This is a genomic window from Pseudomonas sp. MWU13-2517, assembly GCF_023242545.1.
Taxonomy (GTDB): Bacteria; Pseudomonadota; Gammaproteobacteria; order Pseudomonadales; family Pseudomonadaceae; genus Aquipseudomonas.
On record NZ_JALMFA010000013.1, the window covers coordinates 153,680 to 170,174 of the forward strand.

The window sequence follows — 16,495 nt, forward strand, 5'->3', positions numbered from 1 at the left end:
CTCAGGCCCTGAGAGACAGGGCCAGTGCCATTATGGGAACGCCAAATACCCCACTGCCGATCACCAGCTCCGACACCAGGGGCTGGCCGGCAGTGATCACCCCCACTGCGCCGTTGATCACCGCCACCACCAGCCAGATCCCGACAAAGCTGTAGGCTAGGGCGTGCCGGCTGACGCCCAGCTTTTGGCCGATGAACAGCATCAGCACCAGCAGAGCCAGACCACAGCCGACCACCACAAGGGTATGCATGTGAATGTCTCCTGTAGGAGCCGGCTTGCCGGCGATGGTCGTTAACGATGACGTAGGGTGTCTGATGCTCCACGGCGATCTCGGGTTTTTCGCGAGCAAGCTCGCTCCTACGAGGATTTGGGTTTGAGCAGGTCGTGCAAGCCGATCTTCCAGAACAGCTCCGCCCGCACCCGATCCGCCATGCCGTTGACCACTTCGCAGCCATCTTCGGAAGGGTCTATATGCCGACGGAACGGGCGGGCGCCGAAGGGCAAGTCGACGATCTCGACAATGGCCCTGGCCACTTCTGCCACGTCCGCATCTGCAGGTTCCAAAGCTGCCAGGCCTTGCAGCGCAGCGTCGGCCACACCGGTATAGGGGCCGTCGTTGTACGCGCTCACGCGTGCCTGGTCCGCTGGTTTGCCGGAGTGGACAAAGTGGTTGGTGCCCTTGGTGAACGCGCCGGGCACGATGATCGACGTCTCGATGCCCCAGCGGCTCAGCTCGCTGGCGTAGGACACCGCCAGGGAGTCCATTGCCGCCTTGGCCGCGAAGTACGGTGCAAGAAACGGCGGCGTACCCCCACGAGCACTGCTGGATGACACCCACAGCACAAGGCCTTTACCCTGCTTGCGCAAGTACGGCAGCGCCGCACGATTGACTCGCTGGGTACTCAGCACGTTGATGTCGTAGAGCTGGGCGAACTGCTCGGCGGTGAAGGCTTCGGCCGGGCCGAAGGACATATGCCCGGCGTTGTGGATGACCACATCCAGTCGCCCGCAATCGGCGATGATTGCAGCGACGCCGGCTTCTACCGAATCGCTGGAGGCCACATCCAGCTCGACGCTGCGCAGGTCCACCTGGTTGTCCTCGGCATAACGCCGTACCGCGGCCACCTGCGGCGCATTGCGCCCCAGGGTTTCACGCATGCTGGCGTACACCGTGTGGCCGGCGTCGGCCAGGGCACGGGCGGTGAGGGCGCCGAAACCACTGGACGCGCCGGTAATCAGGATAATCGATTTCATGCTGTTGCCTCCGCAAACTCAAGTGGGATTCAGACCAGCCCGCCATTGGCGCGCAGGATTTGCCCGTTGACCCAGCCACCGGCCGGGCTCACCAGAAACGACACCACACGGGCGATATCTTCCGGTTGGCCGAGGCGCTCCAGCGGCGGCATCTTGGCCATGCCCTGGATCTGTTCTTCGCTCTTGCCGTGCAGGAACAATTCGGTGGCGACCGGCCCTGGGGCCACGGCGTTGACGGTGATACGGCGCCCGCGCATTTCCTTGGCGAACACTTGGGTCAAGGACTCCACCGCCGCCTTGCTGGCGATGTACACCGCGTAGCCTGGGAAGTTGAGGCCGACGGTGCTGCTGGAGAAGTTGACGATGCGCCCTCCGTCATTCAGGCGGGTGGCGGCTTCACGCAGGGCGTTGAAAGTGCCACGGGTGTGGATGTCGAAGTTCTGGTTGTAGAGCTCATCGCTGTGCTGGGCCAAGGGCAGCGTCTTGAGGATGCCGGCGTTGTTGATCAGCACATCGACCTTGCCCAACTGGGCTTCGGTCTCGTCGAACAGGCGCTTGATGTCGGTGGGTTTGGCGACGTCGCCCTGGATCGCTATGGCTTGGTGGCCAGCCTGGCGCAGTTCCACCACCAGCTTCGACGCTTCAGTGGCGCTGCTGGCGTAGTTGATTGCCACGGCGTAACCGTCGGCGGCGAGTTGTTTGGCGATGACGGCGCCGATGCCGCGGGAGGCGCCGGTGATGATTGCGACTTGGGTGGTCATGATCAGGGATCCTTGCAGTGGGTGTGGAAGCAGATTCACATGTTTACCCAGGCCGATAAATGCGCGAGAGTTGCCTTGACTGTTCAATAATCGCCAACAATCTGGCCGTAGGAGTGCAGCGTGGATCAAGTCAAAGCCATGAAGGTCTTCGTGCGTATTTATGAGCGTTCCAGCTTCACGCTCGCGGCCGATGACTTGAATCTGCCTCGCGCGACCCTGACCCACACGCTCAACCAATTCGAAGCCTGGCTGGGCACGCGCCTGCTGGAGCGCAGTACCCGTCGCGTGCGCCCGACCCTGGATGGCGAGGCGTATTACCAACGCTGCGTGCAGCTGCTGGCGGAGTTGGAAGAAGCCGAACTGGCGTTTCGCAGCGTGGCGCCCAAGGGCCGTTTGCGCGTGGATTTGCATGGCACCCTGGCCAAGTATTTTGTGGTGCCGGCGCTGCCGCAATTCATGACGCGTTACCCGGACATCGAACTGTCCATCAGCGAGGCGGATCGGTTTGTCGACCTGATCGCCGAAGGCGTGGACTGCGTGCTGCGCGCCGGCACTCTGGGCGACTCCGCGTTGATCGGTCGACGCGTCGCCAACCTGCGCCAGGTGACCTGCGCAAGTCCCGCCTACTTGCGCAAATACGGCGAACCCAAAAGCCTGGCCGAGTTGAGTGAGCACCGTGCGGTGAACTACGTTTCGCGCACCACGGCGAAGCTGTTTCCGTTCGAATTCATGGTGAATGGCGAGTTGCAGGAAGTGAGTATCGAAGGCGCGCTGTCGGTGTTCGGTGCGGAGATTTATTCCGCCAGTGCAGTGGCCGGATTGGGGATTATCCAGTGCCCGCATTACCGCATGGCCGAGTTGATCGAGCAGGGTGTGATGCGCGAGATCCTCCACGAAACACCGCCCCCCTTGATGCCGGTGTCAGTGCTCTACCCGCAGAACCGACACATGTCGCCGAGGGTGCGAGTGTTCGTCGACTGGCTCGCCGAAATTTTCGAAAACGCCGTCTAAGCCGCGTAGTAGAAGGGTTTCATAAATTTAATTTCATCCGTTCACGCTGCGATTTGACGCGTAACTGTCATCTGGCCACTGCGTAATTGTGTGAAGCGTTTGACGCTTTCATTTCAGAACAGTGACGGAGACCAGTAACAATGAAGACGTTGATAAGCCCCATGGTGGGTGCCGCCATGGCGAGCTTTATGCTGTCCGCCCATGCCGATTTCATCGATGACAGCCACGCCGATGTAACCCTGCTCAACCGCTACCTCAACCAGCAGGGGCGTGATGTGGTGAACAGCAACGCCAAGGCTCATAGCATTCGCGATTGGGGCCAGGGGTTCGAGTTCAACTTCAAGTCGGGCTACACCGAAGGCCCGGTGGGTTTTGGTCTGGATCTGCAGGCCTTTTATGGTCTGAAGCTGGATTCCGGAGGCGACCTCAACGACAAGGATCACCAGGGGCGCTACCCCGGCAGCATGTTCCCGCTGGATAACGGAAAATCAGCCGACCAGTTCGGCGTCTTGAGCCCGACCTTCAAGATGCGCTTCGCCAAGGATGAGCTGCGCGTCGGTACGCTGTTTGGCAACAACCCGGTGTTGGCCAACACCGACGGTCGCCTGTACCAGCAGACCAACACCGGTGTGCAACTGGTATCCAAGGACCTCACCGACTTCACCTTCACCGGCGGCGATATCTTCAAGACCAAGATCCGTAATGAAACCGGTGATCAGGGCATGATCACCGCTGGCGGTACCAAAGAAAGCGATCGCTTTCTGTTCGGCGGCGCGGACTACAGCGGCATACAGAACACCACTGTCAGCCTGTGGTACTCCAACCTCGAGGATTACTACCAGCAGTTCTTCCTGGGCGCCAAGCGTCATGATGCATTGTCGGTCGGTGCGATCGATACCGACGTGCGCGTCTTCCGCAGCCTGGGCGTCGGCGCCAACGCCGATGGCGACAAAGACTTTGCCGGTGCCGGCCTCTACGGTGACGGCACCGGCAAGGGTCGCATCAACCAAACCACCGCCAGCCTGCTCGAAAGCTACACGCTGGACGGCCACACCGTCGGCCTGGGCATCCAAAAAAACAGCGGCAACAGTGACTTCCCGTATCTCGATTCCGGCCTGAACAGCGGCGATGCGCGCCAAGGCCCGGGCTCGGGCGCTGACACACCGGCGCTGACCAATATGCAGTTGAACAAATTCCAGCACGCGGGCGAACGCACCTGGCTGGCGCAATACAAATATGATCTCGGCAAGCTCGGTCTTACCGGCCTGACGTTCTCCGCCGCCTACGCCCACGGTGATGACATCCGCACCGCGCAAGGCACGACCAGCGAATGGGAACGTAATATCGCCGTGGCCTATCAAGTACCGACCGGCACCCTCAAAGGCCTGGGTGTTACCTGGAAAAACGCCCACGCCAGCCCGGACATTACCGGTGCCACCGTGCAAGATGAAAACCGCTTTTACGTCAGCTATGTCGTTCCACTCTGGTAGCCAATTGCTGTAAAACGGAAGGGCAGACTTAAGCGATTCAGCCGCTTAAAAGGCCTGGGAATAACCTTATTCCCGGGCCTTATTTGTCCCAAGTTCAAGAGAGGATTCGATGACTTATATTGCTGCCGAAAACCGCTATGAATCTATCCCGTACCGCCGCGTAGGCCGCAGTGGATTGGTGCTGCCGGCACTGTCCCTGGGGCTGTGGCACAACTTTGGCGACAGCACCCCGATCGATACCCAGCGTGCCCTGTTGCGCACCGCATTCGACCTGGGCATCAACCACTTCGATCTGGCCAACAACTACGGCCCACCCTACGGTAGCGCCGAGATCAATTTCGGACGTTTGCTGCGCGAAGATTTCAAGCAATACCGCGACGAACTGATCATCTCCAGCAAGGCCGGTTGGGACATGTGGCCCGGTCCTTACGGTCAGGGCGGCGGTTCGCGCAAATACGTGCTGGCTAGTCTGGACCAGAGCCTGCAACGCCTGGGCGTGGATTATGTGGATATCTTCTACTCCCACCGCTTCGACGCCGACACTCCACTGGAAGAAACCGCCAGCGCCCTGGCCACCGCAGTGCAACAGGGCAAGGCGCTGTATATCGGCATTTCGTCCTACTCCGGGGTCAAAACCCGCGAAATGGCCGCGCTGCTCACAGAGTGGAAAGTGCCGCTGCTGATCCACCAGCCGGCCTACAACCTGCTTAACCGCTGGGTAGAAAAAGACCTGCTGGACACCACCGAAGAGCTCGGCACCGGTGTCATTGCGTTCACGCCGCTGGCCCAGGGACTGCTGACCGACAAGTACCTCAATGGGGTACCGGCCGACGCGCGGGTGAATCGCCCGGGTGGCGGTTCGTTGCAGGCCAAGCACTTGTCCGAAGCCAACCTTGCTCATGTACGTGCGTTGAACGAAATCGCTCAGCGTCGCGGCCAAAGCCTGGCGCAACTGGCCCTGGCGTGGACCCTGCGTGATCCGCGGGTGACCAGTGCGTTGATCGGCGCAAGTCGGCCCGAGCAGATTATCGAGAACGTCGGTGCGTTGAAGAATTTGAGCTTCAGCGCTGAAGAGCTGGCGGAGATTGATCGGTTTGCGCAGGAAGGCGGGATCAACTTGTGGGAAAAGCCATCTACTGCTGAATAACCTCACCGATAAACCCTGTAGGAGTCGACAAGCCGGCTCCTACAGTAGTGGGCGGGGTCAGAAGGGGACGTCGCCCAGGATGGTCGCGCGATGCATCACCCGTCGCTGTGGCCGGTAGTCGTCCACCGCGTAATGCTGCGTCACGCGGTTATCCCAGAACGCCACATCATTTTCCTGCCAGCGCCAGCGGATGGTGAATTCCGGACGTGTCGCGTGGGCGAACAAGAGCTTCAGGATCGCTTCACTTTCCGCCGGCTCAAGCTCATTGATCTTGGTGGTAAACCCATCACTCACGAATAGCGACTTGCGCCCACTCACTGGATGCGTGCGCACTACCGGGTGCGACAGCGGAGGGTTTTTCTTGCGGGTTTCTTCCCAGCGCGCGAGGTCTTCGGCGGTGTTGCCAAAGCGCTCCAGCGGGAAGGACTTGGTGAAGTCATGGGTCGCCGTCAGCCCGTCGAGCAAGCGCTTCAAAGGCTCGGACAGTGCCTCATACGCGGCAATGCCGCTGGCCCACAACGTATCGCCGCCAAACGCCGGCAGCAGCTTGGCGCTGAGTACCGCGCCGAGTGCCGGGGTGGGCAGGAACGTCACGTCGGTGTGCCACACGGCGTTGTCGCGCACGTCGGTGACGGCGGTGTCGAGGATCAGCACTTCGGGCTGTTCCGGCACGTTGGGGTAGATCGGGTGGATATGCAGGTCACCGAAATTCGCCGCGAACCGCGCCTGTTGTTGCGGGTTGATTTCCTGGCCGCGGAAGAACAGCACCGAGTGGGTGAGCAACGCCTGCTCGATGGCGTTGCGCTGTTCGAGGTTCAGCGGCTGGGTGATATCGACGCCACTGATCTGGGCGCCCAGGGCGGTGCTTAATGGGGTAACGGTCAGGCTGCTCATGCTGTTCTCACTCAATGTGCCTGGCCATGCCAAGGCACTAATCTACGCTGCAGGGCACGCAAGCCCATTTCCATGGCGAAGGCGATCAGGGCGATCACCAGAATGCCCAGTACCACCACGTCGGTGACCAGGAACTGCGCCGCCGATTGCACCATGAAGCCCAGGCCGCTGGTGGCGGCGATCAGCTCGGCTGCGACCAGGGTCGACCAGCCCACACCCAGGCCGATGCGCACACCGGTGAGGATGTCGGGCAGCGCGCTCGGCAGGATCACATGGCGAATCAACTGGGCGCGGGTGGCCCCCAGCGATTGCGCGGCACGTAATTTGGCGGGGTCGACAGTGCGTACGCCGGTCGCAGTGGCGATGGCAATCGGCGCAAAGATCGCCAGGTAAATCAGCAGCACCTTGGACAACTCACCGATGCCGCACCAGATCACGATCAACGGCAGGTAGGCCAACGGCGGGATCGGTCGGTAGAACTCGATCAGCGGGTCGAGAATACCGCGGGCAATACGATTGGCGCCGATGGCGATGCCCACCGGCACGGCGGTCAGCACGGCAAAGCCCAGGCCCAGGCCGATGCGGCTGAGGCTCGCGCCCAGGTGCTGCCACAAGGTGGAGTCCATATAGCCGGTGGTCGCCAGCAACCAGCCTTTTTGCAGCACGGCGGATGGCGGCGGCAGGAACAGCGGTTCGATCAAGCCGGTGGCGGTCACGGCCCACCAGATGGCCAGCAAGGCGACCAGGGTCAGCAGGCTGATCCAGCGCGTGCTCAGGCTGCGACGTACCGGGATAACCGCGTGCGTCACCGATTTGGTGGCGGTGGCGGGAAGTTCGTAGCTGCTCATGCGGACACCTGCCGTTGGGAGAACACCTTGCCCAGCACGTGCTCGCGGGTTTCGATAAAGCGCGGGTCGGACTTGATTGCCCGCGCCGACTCACCGGCGGCGTAGCGTTGCCCAAAGTCCAGGCTCAGGCGCTCGACGATCTGACCTGGGTTGGGCGCCAGCAAAATCAGTTCGGTGGCGAGAAATACCGCCTCTTCGATGTCATGGGTGATCAGGAACACCGGCTTGGCCGTGCGCCGCCAGACTTGCAGCAACAGCTCCTGCATTTGTTCGCGGGTGAAGGCATCGAGGGCGCCGAAGGGTTCGTCCATCAGCAACACGCGCGGGTCGGCCGCGAGGGCGCGGGCCAGGCCCACACGTTGTTTCTGGCCGCCGGACAGTTGCCAGATACGACGGCTGTCGAAACCCGCCAGATCCACCAGGGCAAGCATTTCGCGTGCACGCACCTCACGTTGTGCCTTGGGCACACCGGCCAGTTCGAGACCGAAACCGACATTGGCCAGTACGTCCTGCCAGGGCAGCAGGGCGTCGTCCTGGAACACCACGCCACGTTCGGCGCTGGGCCCTTTGACCGGCACGCCGTCCAGGGTGATACGCCCGGCAGAGGGTTCGACGAAACCGGCAATCAGGTTCAACAGCGAGGTCTTGCCACTGCCGGAAGGGCCGAGGGCCACCAGCAATTGCCGGGGCCCAAGGTCGAGTGAAATGTCAGCCAGTACCGGTTCTGTGGCGCCTGGGTACTGTGCGCTGATGCGCTCCAGTTGTAGCAAGGCCATCGCAATAAACTCCCGATCAGTTGGTGATGAATTTGGCGCTGATGTAAGGGGCGTAGTCCGGCAGGACGGCGTCGACTTTGCCTTGTTCCTTGAGGAACGTCGCGGTGTCGGTCACGGCCTTGGTGGTCGGTGCGCCCAGCAGGGTTACCTGATCGGCGGCCAGCGGGTAGACGTTGCCTTGCAGCAGCAGCGGGATGTCACTGGCCTTGGCGCCAGAGAGTTTCACCAGCTTGTCGACGTTGCCTTTATCGGCCAGCCAGGCTTGTGGGTCTTTGCGGTAGGCGGCGTAGGCATCCAGGGTCACTTTGGCGAACGCACTGACGATTTCCGGGTGCTTTTCGGCGAAGTCTTTACGCACGATCCAGGCATCGAAGGTCGGTGCGCCGAGCTTGGCCAGTTCACCGGAGGTGATCAGCACTTTGCCGTTTTCCTTGGCCACGCCCAGGGCCGGGTCCCATACGTAGGTGGCGTCGATGTCGCCGCGCTTCCAGGCGGCGATGATTGCCGGTGGCGCGAGGTTGAGGATGGTCACCTTGGAAGGGTCGATATTCCAATGCTTCAGCGCAGCGAGCAGGCTGTAATGCCCGGTGGAGACGAATGGCACGGCGATCTTTTTGCCGATCAGGTCCTGCGGGCTATTGATGCCTGAACCGTCGCGCGCCACCAAGGCTTCGGCGCCGCCGATCTGGGTGGCGACGAGGAAGGTTTCCACCGGCACTTTGCGGGTAACGGCCGCGGTCAGCGGGCTGGAGCCGAGGTAGCCGATCTGCACGTCGCCGGAGGCAATGGCGGCGATGATGTCTGCACCATTGTCGAATTTGCGCCAGTTGATCTTGGCTTGGGTGGCTTTCTCGTAAGCACCGTCAGCCTGGGCGACTTTGGCCGGGTCTACGGTGGTCTGGTAAGCGACGGTTACATCCGCCGCCTGGGCAAACAGGCTGGCACCGGCCAGGGACAACGCCGCCAGAAGGCGCAGTGGGGTTGAACGTTTCAAGGGGAAGCTCCTCAATCAGGCGGCCGAGGATCGGCGTGTGAGGAGACTAAATGATCTAAGAATCCGAAAATAAATAACCTTTTCGAATTAGCTTAAAACTGTAGTAGCGAGCTTGCTCGCGAAAAACGTTAACGATGACGCGTTCAGCCTGAATGAACGCGGTGTTCTTGAGTTTTTCGCGAGCAAGCTCGCTCCTGCAGAGGGCTGCGCGGGTTCTTAGTTACTGATGGCGAGGATGCTGGCCTGGTAGGAGCCCACAAACACATCGAAGTCGCCTACTTCGTTCTGCTCCAGCTCCGCCTGCTGTGCCAGCGATGTGCGTGCCAGCTCCTCGAAGCGCGCCTGCTCCTCGGCCGGCAACGGCTCCTTGCGGAAGTGTTCGGCATGCAGCTGGCTCTGGTGCAGGGAGAATTGCGCAAAACTCTCTTTACGTTCGGCCATTGCCGCCAACACCTGGGCCGATGGCGTCAGGGACGGATCCTTGACCTTCGCCAGTTGGGCGTCCAGCGCCTGGCTGTGCTCGGTGATGCCGTGGCTTTCATCCAGCAGCGCGGCCAACGGCGCAATCTTCTCCAGCAACTCGGTGGCCCATTCCCTCATGTCCACCGGTGCCCCGTCACGCTGCAACTGCAGGCCCGGTCGACGGCCTTCCTTGACCACGCTGAGGAAGTTGGACGTAGCGTTGCCGCACTCGTTGTTGGCGAACAGCGGGCTGTCGTTCAGGGCGCAGTACAGCAGGAAGGCGTCGAGGAAACGCGACTCCGGCAGGTCGATACCCATCGGCAGGAACGGGTTTATGTCCAGGCAGCGCACTTCGATGTACTGGATGCCACGGGCCATCAGCGCCTGGATCGGCCTCTCGCCGGTGTAGGTCACACGCTTGGGGCGAATGTTGGAGTAGTACTCGTTTTCGATCTGCAGGATGTTGGTGTTGAGCTGAACCCACTCACCGTCCTTGTGGGTGCCGACTTCGACGTACGGGGCGTAGGGTGTTGCCACCGCTGTGCGCAGGCTGTCGGTGTAGCTGGCCAGGTCGTTGTAGCACGGCGTGAGTCCGGCCTGGGCGTTGCTCTGGTAACCTAGGTCGCTCATGCGCAGGCTGGTGGCGTACGGCAGGTAAAGGGTGTCGGCGTCCAGTACTTCCAACTGGTGCGAGCGACCACGCAGGAAACCGGCATCCAGAGCCGGCGAGGCACCGAACAGGTACATCAGCAGCCAGCTGTAGCGGCGGAAGTTGCGGATCAGCGCGATGTAGGCATTGGACTGGTAATCGCGGTCGGTGCCGACGAATCCTTCGGTCTCCTTGAGCAAAGGCCACAACTGTTCCGGCAGGGAAAAATTGTAGTGAATGCCGGCAATGCACTGCATGGTCTTGCCATAACGCAACGCCAGGCCCTTGCGGTACACGTACTTGAGCTGTCCGATATTGGAGGTGCCGTAGTAGGCAATCGGAATGTCTTCCTCGGCCGGCAACGGGCACGGCATCGAGGGACTCCACAGGTATTCGCTGCCGAGCTTGGTGTAGGCAAACCGATGGATCTTGTCCAGGCTGCTCAGGGTATCGGCCGGGTTGGGCAGGGCGGGAGTGATGAACTCCAGCAGCGATTCCGAGTAGTCGGTGGTGATCTGTTCGTGGGTCAGCGCAGCGCCCAGGGCTTCAGGGTGGGGCGTTTGCGCCAGGCGACCTTCACCTGTGACACGTAGGCATTCGCGCTCGATGCCATGCAGGCACTGCTCTAGCAGGGAGAGGTGTTCGCGCTTGCCGAGCAAAGCCAGGCGGCGGTTGAGAAGTTCGCTCAAGTTGGATTCCTTCACGCGTCAGTCGCCCCAATATGGGGGTGGGCAGGACGGTCTACAAGGGTGAAGTTAAAACTGGCGTGATCGCCTGGTTTAGAGTCGATCTGACCCGATCAGTAAAAGCCGACTTCACTCCATGAGTTGGGCTATAGCGCGGCAAGAAAATTCCGACGCTGTTATCGCAGCGCCGAAATTAACTCAAATCGAGGGTGGGGAGCTATAGGGCAGCGAACGTGCCTTGTGCTTTTGCGACTAATCTTTCTTCCTGATACACATCCGCTTCGACCACCAGTGTGCGTCGACCCGCGTGGATCACCCGGGCGGTACACAGCACGTCACCGTCAGACACGGCGCGGATGTAATTGATTTTGCACTCGATGGTCGCACTCTGCTGGTCAAAGCCATGGGCGCTGGAACAGGCCAGCCCCATCGTAATGTCTACCAGGCTGAAGATCGCCCCGCCATGGAGCTTGCCTGCGCGGTTGCGCAGTTGCGGCTCCAGGGTCAGGGCCACCTCGGCAACGCCCTCGTCGAGGCGTTGCAGGCGGCAGCCGATCAGCTCGCTGAACGCGCTCTGGGTCAAGCCCGCCGGGATTTCCATCAGCGTTTCTTCAACTGCTTGGCATTGGCGAACAGTGACGCCATGGCATTGTTGCTTGGTGCGGCAGTGGCGGTTTCCTTGCGCGGCGCGTTGTTCTGCGACTGGCGCGGCGCCGAGCCGGGGCGGGCACCACGGGCGCCGTCGATTTTCTCACCTGGGGTGTCGCTCATGCGCATCGACAGGCCGACGCGTTTACGCGGGATGTCGACTTCCATGACCTTGACCTTGACCACGTCACCGGCTTTCACCGCTTCGCGTGGATCTTTGATGAATTTCTCCGAAAGCGCGGAAATATGCACCAAGCCGTCCTGATGCACGCCGATATCCACAAAAGCGCCAAAGTTGGTCACGTTGGTGACCACGCCTTCGAGGATCATGCCCGGTTGCAGATCCTTGAGGTCTTCGACACCGTCCTGGAACTCGGCGGTCTTGAACTCGGGACGTGGGTCGCGGCCAGGTTTTTCCAGTTCCTGCAGGATGTCGGTGATGGTCGGCACACCGAATGTTTCATCGGTGTACTTCTTTGGGTCCAGGCGCTTGAGGAATGCCGCGTCGCCGATCAGCGAGCGGATGTCACGGTTGGTCTCGGCGGCGATGCGCTGCACCAGCGGGTAGGCTTCCGGGTGGACCGCGGAGGCGTCCAGCGGGTTGTCACCGTTCATCACGCGCAGGAAGCCGGCGGCTTGTTCGAAGGTTTTTTCACCCAGGCGTGCGACCTTTTTCAGCGCCGCACGGGTTTTGAATGCACCGTTTTCATCGCGGTGGGTGACGATGTTCTGCGCCAGGGTGGCGTTGAGGCCGGAGATACGCGCCAGCAACGCTACGGAGGCGGTATTCACGTCTACGCCCACGGCGTTCACGCAGTCTTCTACTACCGCGTCCAGACCGCGCGCCAGTTTCAGTTGCGACACGTCGTGCTGGTACTGGCCGACGCCGATGGATTTAGGGTCGATTTTCACCAATTCGGCCAGCGGATCCTGCAGGCGGCGGGCGATGGACACAGCGCCACGGATCGACACGTCGAGGTCCGGGAATTCCTTGGACGCCAGTTCCGACGCCGAATAGACCGAAGCGCCGGCCTCGGAAACCATGACCTTGGTCATCTTCATCGCTGGGTATTTTTTGATCAGCTCGGCGGCCAGTTTATCGGTTTCGCGGCTGGCAGTGCCGTTGCCGATGGCAATCAGGTCCACCGCGTGCTTGGCACACAACGCGGCCAGGATCGCCAGGGTCTGGTCCCACTTGTTGTGGGGTACGTGGGGGTACACGGTGGCGTGGTCCAGCAGCTTGCCGGTGGCGTCGACCACGGCGACCTTGCAACCGGTGCGCAGGCCCGGGTCCAGGCCCAGCGTCGCGCGCGGGCCTGCCGGGGCGGCCAGCAACAGGTCGTGCAGGTTGTGGGCGAACACGTTGATCGCCTCGGTTTCAGCGCCGTCGCGCAGTTCACCCAGCAGGTCGGTTTCCAGGTGGGTGTAGAGCTTGACCTTCCAGGTCCAGCGCACGACTTCACCGAGCCATTTGTCCGCAGGACGATTCTGGTTCTGGATGCCGAATTGTTGACCGATCATGCCTTCGCACGGGTGCATGGTGCCCGGCAGTTCGTCGCCGACTTTCAGCGCGGTGCTGAGAATGCCTTCGTTGCGCCCACGGAAAATGGCGAGTGCACGGTGGGACGGCATGCTTTTGAGCGGTTCGTCGTGCTCGAAGTAATCGCGGAACTTGGCGCCTTCTTCCTCTTTGCCGGCGATGACGCGGGCGCTGAGCGTGGCTTCCTGCTTGAGGTAAGTGCGCAGTTTTTCCAGCAGGCTGGCGTCTTCGGCGAAGCGCTCCATCAGGATGTACTTGGCGCCTTCAAGGGCGGCCTTGACGTCGGCGACGCCTTTGTCGGCGTTGACGAAGCGGGCCGCTTCAGTGTCCGGCGTCAGCGACGGGTCGTTGAACAGACCGTCGGCCAAGTCCCCCAGGCCGGCTTCCAGGGCGATCTGGCCCTTGGTGCGACGCTTCTGCTTGTACGGCAGGTAGAGGTCTTCGAGGCGGGTCTTGGTGTCGGCGAGCTTGATGTCGCGTTCCAATTGTGGGGTCAGCTTGCCCTGTTCTTCGATGCTGGCGAGGATGCTGATGCGCCGTTCGTCGAGTTCTCGCAAGTAGCGCAAGCGCTCTTCCAGGTGGCGTAGTTGGGTGTCGTCGAGGCTGCCGGTCACTTCTTTCCGGTAACGGGCGATGAAGGGCACCGTGGAGCCTTCGTCCAGTAGAGCGACGGCCGCTTCGACCTGTTGTGGGCGTACGCCGAGTTCCTCGGCGATGCGGCTGTTGATGCTGTCCATAAAACCACCTGAAATTCTTGAAAGCAGCTTGCCGGCCCGGAAAACAAGGCTTGCAAGGCTGGTTGAGCGGCCCGACTGGGGCCGCTGCCTGGGTCGATAGGCAGCCTATTGACCCTCGAAATTGAAAAAATCACGACAAGCGAATGAAAAAAAGCCCGGCAGTAAACGGTAACGATCTGACGTTGCCCCGCACGAAGGCGCCGCATTATAACCAGCGTTCCGACCTTGGGTGGTAACGCGCCGGTGGTCGCCGCACGCGGGTTCGCTGGCGGCAGAGGAAAAATCTGCTAACAATGCACACGGTGCGTATAACGGCACCTAAGCCATAATGCGCGCCGAGATAAGAGGAGCATCCAATGAGCAGCACTGTACAAACTGCTGAAGGCGAAAAAATTCTCATCGTTGATGACGATCCGGGGCTGAGCAGCCTGCTGGAGCGCTTCTTCAACTCCAAAGGCTATCGCGCCCGCGCGGTGCCGAACACCGAGCAGATGGATCGTCTGCTGGGGCGCGAGGTGTTCAACCTGGTCGTCCTCGACCTGATGTTGCCCGGCGAAGACGGTCTTACCGCCTGCAAGCGCCTGCGTGGCGCGAACAACCAGATTCCAATCATCATGCTGACCGCCAAGGGCGATGAGCTGAGCCGCATCAAGGGCCTTGAGCTGGGCGCTGATGATTACCTGGCCAAGCCGTTCAACCCGGACGAGTTGATGGCCCGGGTCAAGGCCGTATTGCGCCGCCAGGCTCCGCCGGTACCGGGCGCCCCAGGCAGCGAGGACGAAAGCGTCACCTTTGGTGACTACGAATTGTCGCTGGCCACCCGTGAGCTCAAGCGTGGCGATGAAGTGCACATGCTGACCACCGGCGAATTCGCAGTACTCAAGGCGTTGGTGATGAACGCGCGCCAACCGTTGACCCGCGACAAGCTGATGAACCTGGCCCGTGGCCGGGAGTGGGATGCCCTGGAGCGTTCCATCGACGTGCAGATCTCCCGTCTGCGCCGGATGATCGAGCCTGATCCGTCCAAGCCGCGGTATATCCAGACGGTGTGGGGCGTGGGTTATGTGTTCGTGCCGGATGGCAATAAAACCAGTTGACCGATGATTTGCAGGGACGGGTATTTCGGCGTTTGGCTCCATGAGGGTCAACGGGATGCCCGGCGTCTGCAATTCTGCGAGCGCCCTTCGTTCCTGCAAGGTATCTAGCTGTCTTCTATGAAAACCCCGCTGTGGTTCCCGCAAAGTTTCTTTTCCCGCACGCTCTGGCTGGTGCTGATCGTCGTTCTGTTTTCCAAGGCACTCACGCTGGTTTATCTGTTGATGAACGAAGACGTGCTGGTGGATCGGCAATACAGTCACGGCGTCGCGCTGACCCTGCGTGCCTATTGGGCTGCCGATCCGGAGAACCGCGAGAAGATCGCCAAGGCTGCGACATTGGTTCGCGTGGCGGGCGCGGGTGTGCCGGAGGGCGAGCAGCACTGGCCCTACAGTGAGATCTACCAGCGACAGATGCAGGCCGAGCTGGGTGATGACACCGAGGTGCGGCTGCGCATGCATGTGTCACCCGCGCTATGGGTGAGGGCGCCCAGCCTGGGTCAGGACTGGCTGAAAGTACCGCTTTATCCGCACCCGCTGCGGGGGCAGAAGATCTGGAACGTGCTGGGTTGGTTCCTGGCCATTGGTTTGCTTTCTACCGCATCCGCCTGGATTTTCGTCCGTCAGCTCAACCAGCCCCTGAAACGTCTGGTGTTCGCTGCTCGCCAACTGGGGCAGGGGCGTAGCGTGCGTCTGCCGGTCAGCGATACGCCCAGTGAAATGACCGAGGTGTACAGCGCGTTCAACCAGATGGCGGAGGACGTCGAACAGGCAGGACGCGAACGCGAACTGATGCTGGCGGGCGTATCCCATGACCTGCGCACGCCATTGACGCGCTTGCGGCTGTCCCTGGAGTTGATGGGCAGCCATAACGACCTGACGGATGACATGGTCCGCGACATCGAGGATATGGACGCGATTCTTGATCAGTTCCTGGCGTTTATTCGGGACGGGCGAGATGAAGTGGTTGAAGAGGTCGACCTCACGGACCTGGTGCGTGAAGTCGTGGCCCCTTACAACCAGAACGGCGAGCAGGTGCGCATGCGTCTGGAACCGATCCAACCGTTTGCGCTGCGCAGGGTGTCGATGAAGCGTCTGCTGAATAACCTTATCGGCAACGCTTTGCATCACGCCGGTTCAGATGTGGAAGTGGCGGCCTATGTGTCCGGCGACAGCGCCGCGCCCTATGTGGTGCTGAGCGTGATGGATCGGGGGACGGGTATCGACCCGGCGGAGCTGGAAGGTATCTTCAACCCCTTCACCCGTGGCGATCGTGCCCGTGGGGGCAAAGGCACTGGCCTGGGGCTGGCGATCGTGCGGCGGATTGCCTCGATGCACGGTGGCAATGTCGAGCTGCGTAATCGTGAGGAAGGTGGCCTGGAGGCACGAGTGCGCCTGCCGCTTGGCTTGATGCTGCCCAGGGACGCGGTATAGGTGTAGGAGCAGCTACAAGCTACAAGCTACAAGCTACAAGCCACAAGAAAAAGCAGCCTGCCTTTCTCTT

At 61.2% G+C, this 16,495-nt stretch carries 15 protein-coding genes and 1 pseudogene; 6 read left to right on the plus strand and 10 right to left on the minus strand.

Going from position 1 to position 16,495, the window contains the following annotated elements:
• Position 1: 1 nt before the first annotated feature.
• Positions 2–250, minus strand: a complete 249-nt coding sequence (locus tag M5B97_RS19730; RefSeq protein WP_248732400.1) for a hypothetical protein — start codon at positions 248–250, stop codon at positions 2–4.
• A gap of 4 nt (positions 251–254) precedes the next feature.
• On the opposite strand from M5B97_RS19730, the pseudogene M5B97_RS27725 reads away from it, so the two are divergent.
• Positions 255–362, plus strand: a pseudogene (locus M5B97_RS27725) (outer membrane lipoprotein carrier protein LolA); the annotation flags it as partial.
• Here M5B97_RS27725 and M5B97_RS19735 read toward each other — a convergent pair.
• Both M5B97_RS19735 and M5B97_RS19740 read right to left on the minus strand, forming a co-directional pair.
• Entirely contained in the window at positions 358–1,254 is an 897-nt protein-coding gene (locus tag M5B97_RS19735; protein ID WP_248732401.1) for an SDR family oxidoreductase, read from the minus strand. The pseudogene M5B97_RS27725 and the gene M5B97_RS19735 overlap by 5 nt on opposite strands.
• 29 nt (positions 1,255–1,283) lie before the next feature.
• Entirely contained in the window at positions 1,284–2,015 is a 732-nt protein-coding gene (locus tag M5B97_RS19740) for an SDR family oxidoreductase (protein WP_248732402.1), read from the minus strand.
• Positions 2,016–2,135: 120 nt separating this feature from the next.
• Here M5B97_RS19740 and M5B97_RS19745 point away from each other — a divergent pair, with 120 nt between their 5' ends.
• The 3 genes from M5B97_RS19745 to mgrA all read left to right on the plus strand — a co-directional run bounded on the left by M5B97_RS19745 (position 2,136) and on the right by mgrA (position 5,663).
• Positions 2,136–3,026, plus strand: a complete 891-nt coding sequence (locus M5B97_RS19745) for a LysR family transcriptional regulator (protein WP_248732403.1) — start codon at positions 2,136–2,138, stop codon at positions 3,024–3,026.
• 161 nt (positions 3,027–3,187) lie between these two features.
• The gene (locus M5B97_RS19750) at positions 3,188–4,516 is read left to right on the plus strand and encodes an OprD family outer membrane porin (protein ID WP_248732445.1); all 1,329 of its coding nucleotides are present in this window, start codon (positions 3,188–3,190) and stop codon (positions 4,514–4,516) included.
• 109 nt (positions 4,517–4,625) lie between these two features.
• Positions 4,626–5,663, plus strand: a complete 1,038-nt coding sequence (mgrA, locus tag M5B97_RS19755; protein WP_248732404.1) for an L-glyceraldehyde 3-phosphate reductase — start codon at positions 4,626–4,628, stop codon at positions 5,661–5,663.
• A 57-nt stretch (positions 5,664–5,720) separates the two neighbouring features.
• On the opposite strand, the gene tauD is transcribed toward mgrA, so the two are convergent.
• The 7 genes from tauD to M5B97_RS19790 all read right to left on the minus strand — a co-directional run bounded on the left by tauD (position 5,721) and on the right by M5B97_RS19790 (position 13,897).
• Positions 5,721–6,557, minus strand: a complete 837-nt coding sequence (gene tauD / locus M5B97_RS19760; RefSeq protein WP_248732405.1) for a taurine dioxygenase — start codon at positions 6,555–6,557, stop codon at positions 5,721–5,723.
• An 11-nt stretch (positions 6,558–6,568) separates the two neighbouring features.
• A complete protein-coding gene (gene tauC / locus M5B97_RS19765) occupies positions 6,569–7,405 on the minus strand; it encodes a taurine ABC transporter permease TauC (protein WP_248732406.1) in 837 nt (278 codons plus the stop codon).
• The gene (gene tauB / locus M5B97_RS19770) at positions 7,402–8,181 is read right to left on the minus strand and encodes a taurine ABC transporter ATP-binding subunit (RefSeq protein ID WP_248732407.1); all 780 of its coding nucleotides are present in this window, start codon (positions 8,179–8,181) and stop codon (positions 7,402–7,404) included. The genes tauC and tauB overlap by 4 nt, the downstream gene beginning before the upstream one ends.
• A 16-nt stretch (positions 8,182–8,197) precedes the next feature.
• Positions 8,198–9,175, minus strand: coding sequence for a taurine ABC transporter substrate-binding protein (gene tauA, locus M5B97_RS19775; protein WP_248732408.1), 978 nt, complete (start codon positions 9,173–9,175; stop codon positions 8,198–8,200).
• Positions 9,176–9,391: 216 nt separating this feature from the next.
• Complete coding sequence (gshA, locus tag M5B97_RS19780; protein WP_123717071.1) at positions 9,392–10,975, minus strand: glutamate--cysteine ligase; 1,584 nt, start codon at positions 10,973–10,975, stop codon at positions 9,392–9,394.
• Positions 10,976–11,189: 214 nt separating this feature from the next.
• Positions 11,190–11,573: a PaaI family thioesterase gene (locus tag M5B97_RS19785; protein WP_134660367.1), complete on the minus strand. Its 384-nt coding sequence runs from the start codon at positions 11,571–11,573 to the stop codon at positions 11,190–11,192.
• Positions 11,573–13,897, minus strand: a complete 2,325-nt coding sequence (locus M5B97_RS19790; RefSeq protein ID WP_134660368.1) for a Tex family protein — start codon at positions 13,895–13,897, stop codon at positions 11,573–11,575. Before M5B97_RS19790 ends, M5B97_RS19785 begins: the two co-directional genes overlap by 1 nt.
• Before the next feature lie 356 nt (positions 13,898–14,253).
• Here M5B97_RS19790 and ompR point away from each other — a divergent pair, with 356 nt between their 5' ends.
• A complete protein-coding gene (gene ompR / locus M5B97_RS19795; RefSeq protein WP_090367501.1) occupies positions 14,254–14,994 on the plus strand; it encodes a two-component system response regulator OmpR in 741 nt (246 codons plus the stop codon).
• A gap of 117 nt (positions 14,995–15,111) precedes the next feature.
• Positions 15,112–16,425 (plus strand): ATP-binding protein, encoded by a 1,314-nt coding sequence (locus M5B97_RS19800; protein WP_060754665.1) that lies wholly within the window; start codon positions 15,112–15,114, stop codon positions 16,423–16,425.
• Positions 16,426–16,495: the final 70 nt, after the last annotated feature.

Bases quoted from the DNA above. Each gene is read 5' to 3' on its own strand.
- tauD (WP_248732405.1), bottom strand. From the start codon at position 6,557: ATGAGCAGCCTGACCGTTACCCCATTAAGCACCGCCCTGGGCGCCCAG.
- ompR (WP_090367501.1), top strand. From the start codon at position 14,254: ATGAGCAGCACTGTACAAACTGCTGAAGGCGAAAAAATTCTCATCGTT.
- tauB (WP_248732407.1), bottom strand. From the start codon at position 8,181: ATGGCCTTGCTACAACTGGAGCGCATCAGCGCACAGTACCCAGGCGCC.
- M5B97_RS19735 (WP_248732401.1), bottom strand. From the start codon at position 1,254: ATGAAATCGATTATCCTGATTACCGGCGCGTCCAGTGGTTTCGGCGCC.
- M5B97_RS19750 (WP_248732445.1), top strand. From the start codon at position 3,188: ATGGTGGGTGCCGCCATGGCGAGCTTTATGCTGTCCGCCCATGCCGAT.
- M5B97_RS19790 (WP_134660368.1), bottom strand. From the start codon at position 13,897: ATGGACAGCATCAACAGCCGCATCGCCGAGGAACTCGGCGTACGCCCA.
- M5B97_RS19800 (WP_060754665.1), top strand. From the start codon at position 15,112: ATGAAAACCCCGCTGTGGTTCCCGCAAAGTTTCTTTTCCCGCACGCTC.
- tauC (WP_248732406.1), bottom strand. From the start codon at position 7,405: ATGAGCAGCTACGAACTTCCCGCCACCGCCACCAAATCGGTGACGCAC.
- M5B97_RS19785 (WP_134660367.1), bottom strand. From the start codon at position 11,573: ATGGAAATCCCGGCGGGCTTGACCCAGAGCGCGTTCAGCGAGCTGATC.
- M5B97_RS19730 (WP_248732400.1), bottom strand. From the start codon at position 250: ATGCATACCCTTGTGGTGGTCGGCTGTGGTCTGGCTCTGCTGGTGCTG.
- M5B97_RS19740 (WP_248732402.1), bottom strand. From the start codon at position 2,015: ATGACCACCCAAGTCGCAATCATCACCGGCGCCTCCCGCGGCATCGGC.
- mgrA (WP_248732404.1), top strand. From the start codon at position 4,626: ATGACTTATATTGCTGCCGAAAACCGCTATGAATCTATCCCGTACCGC.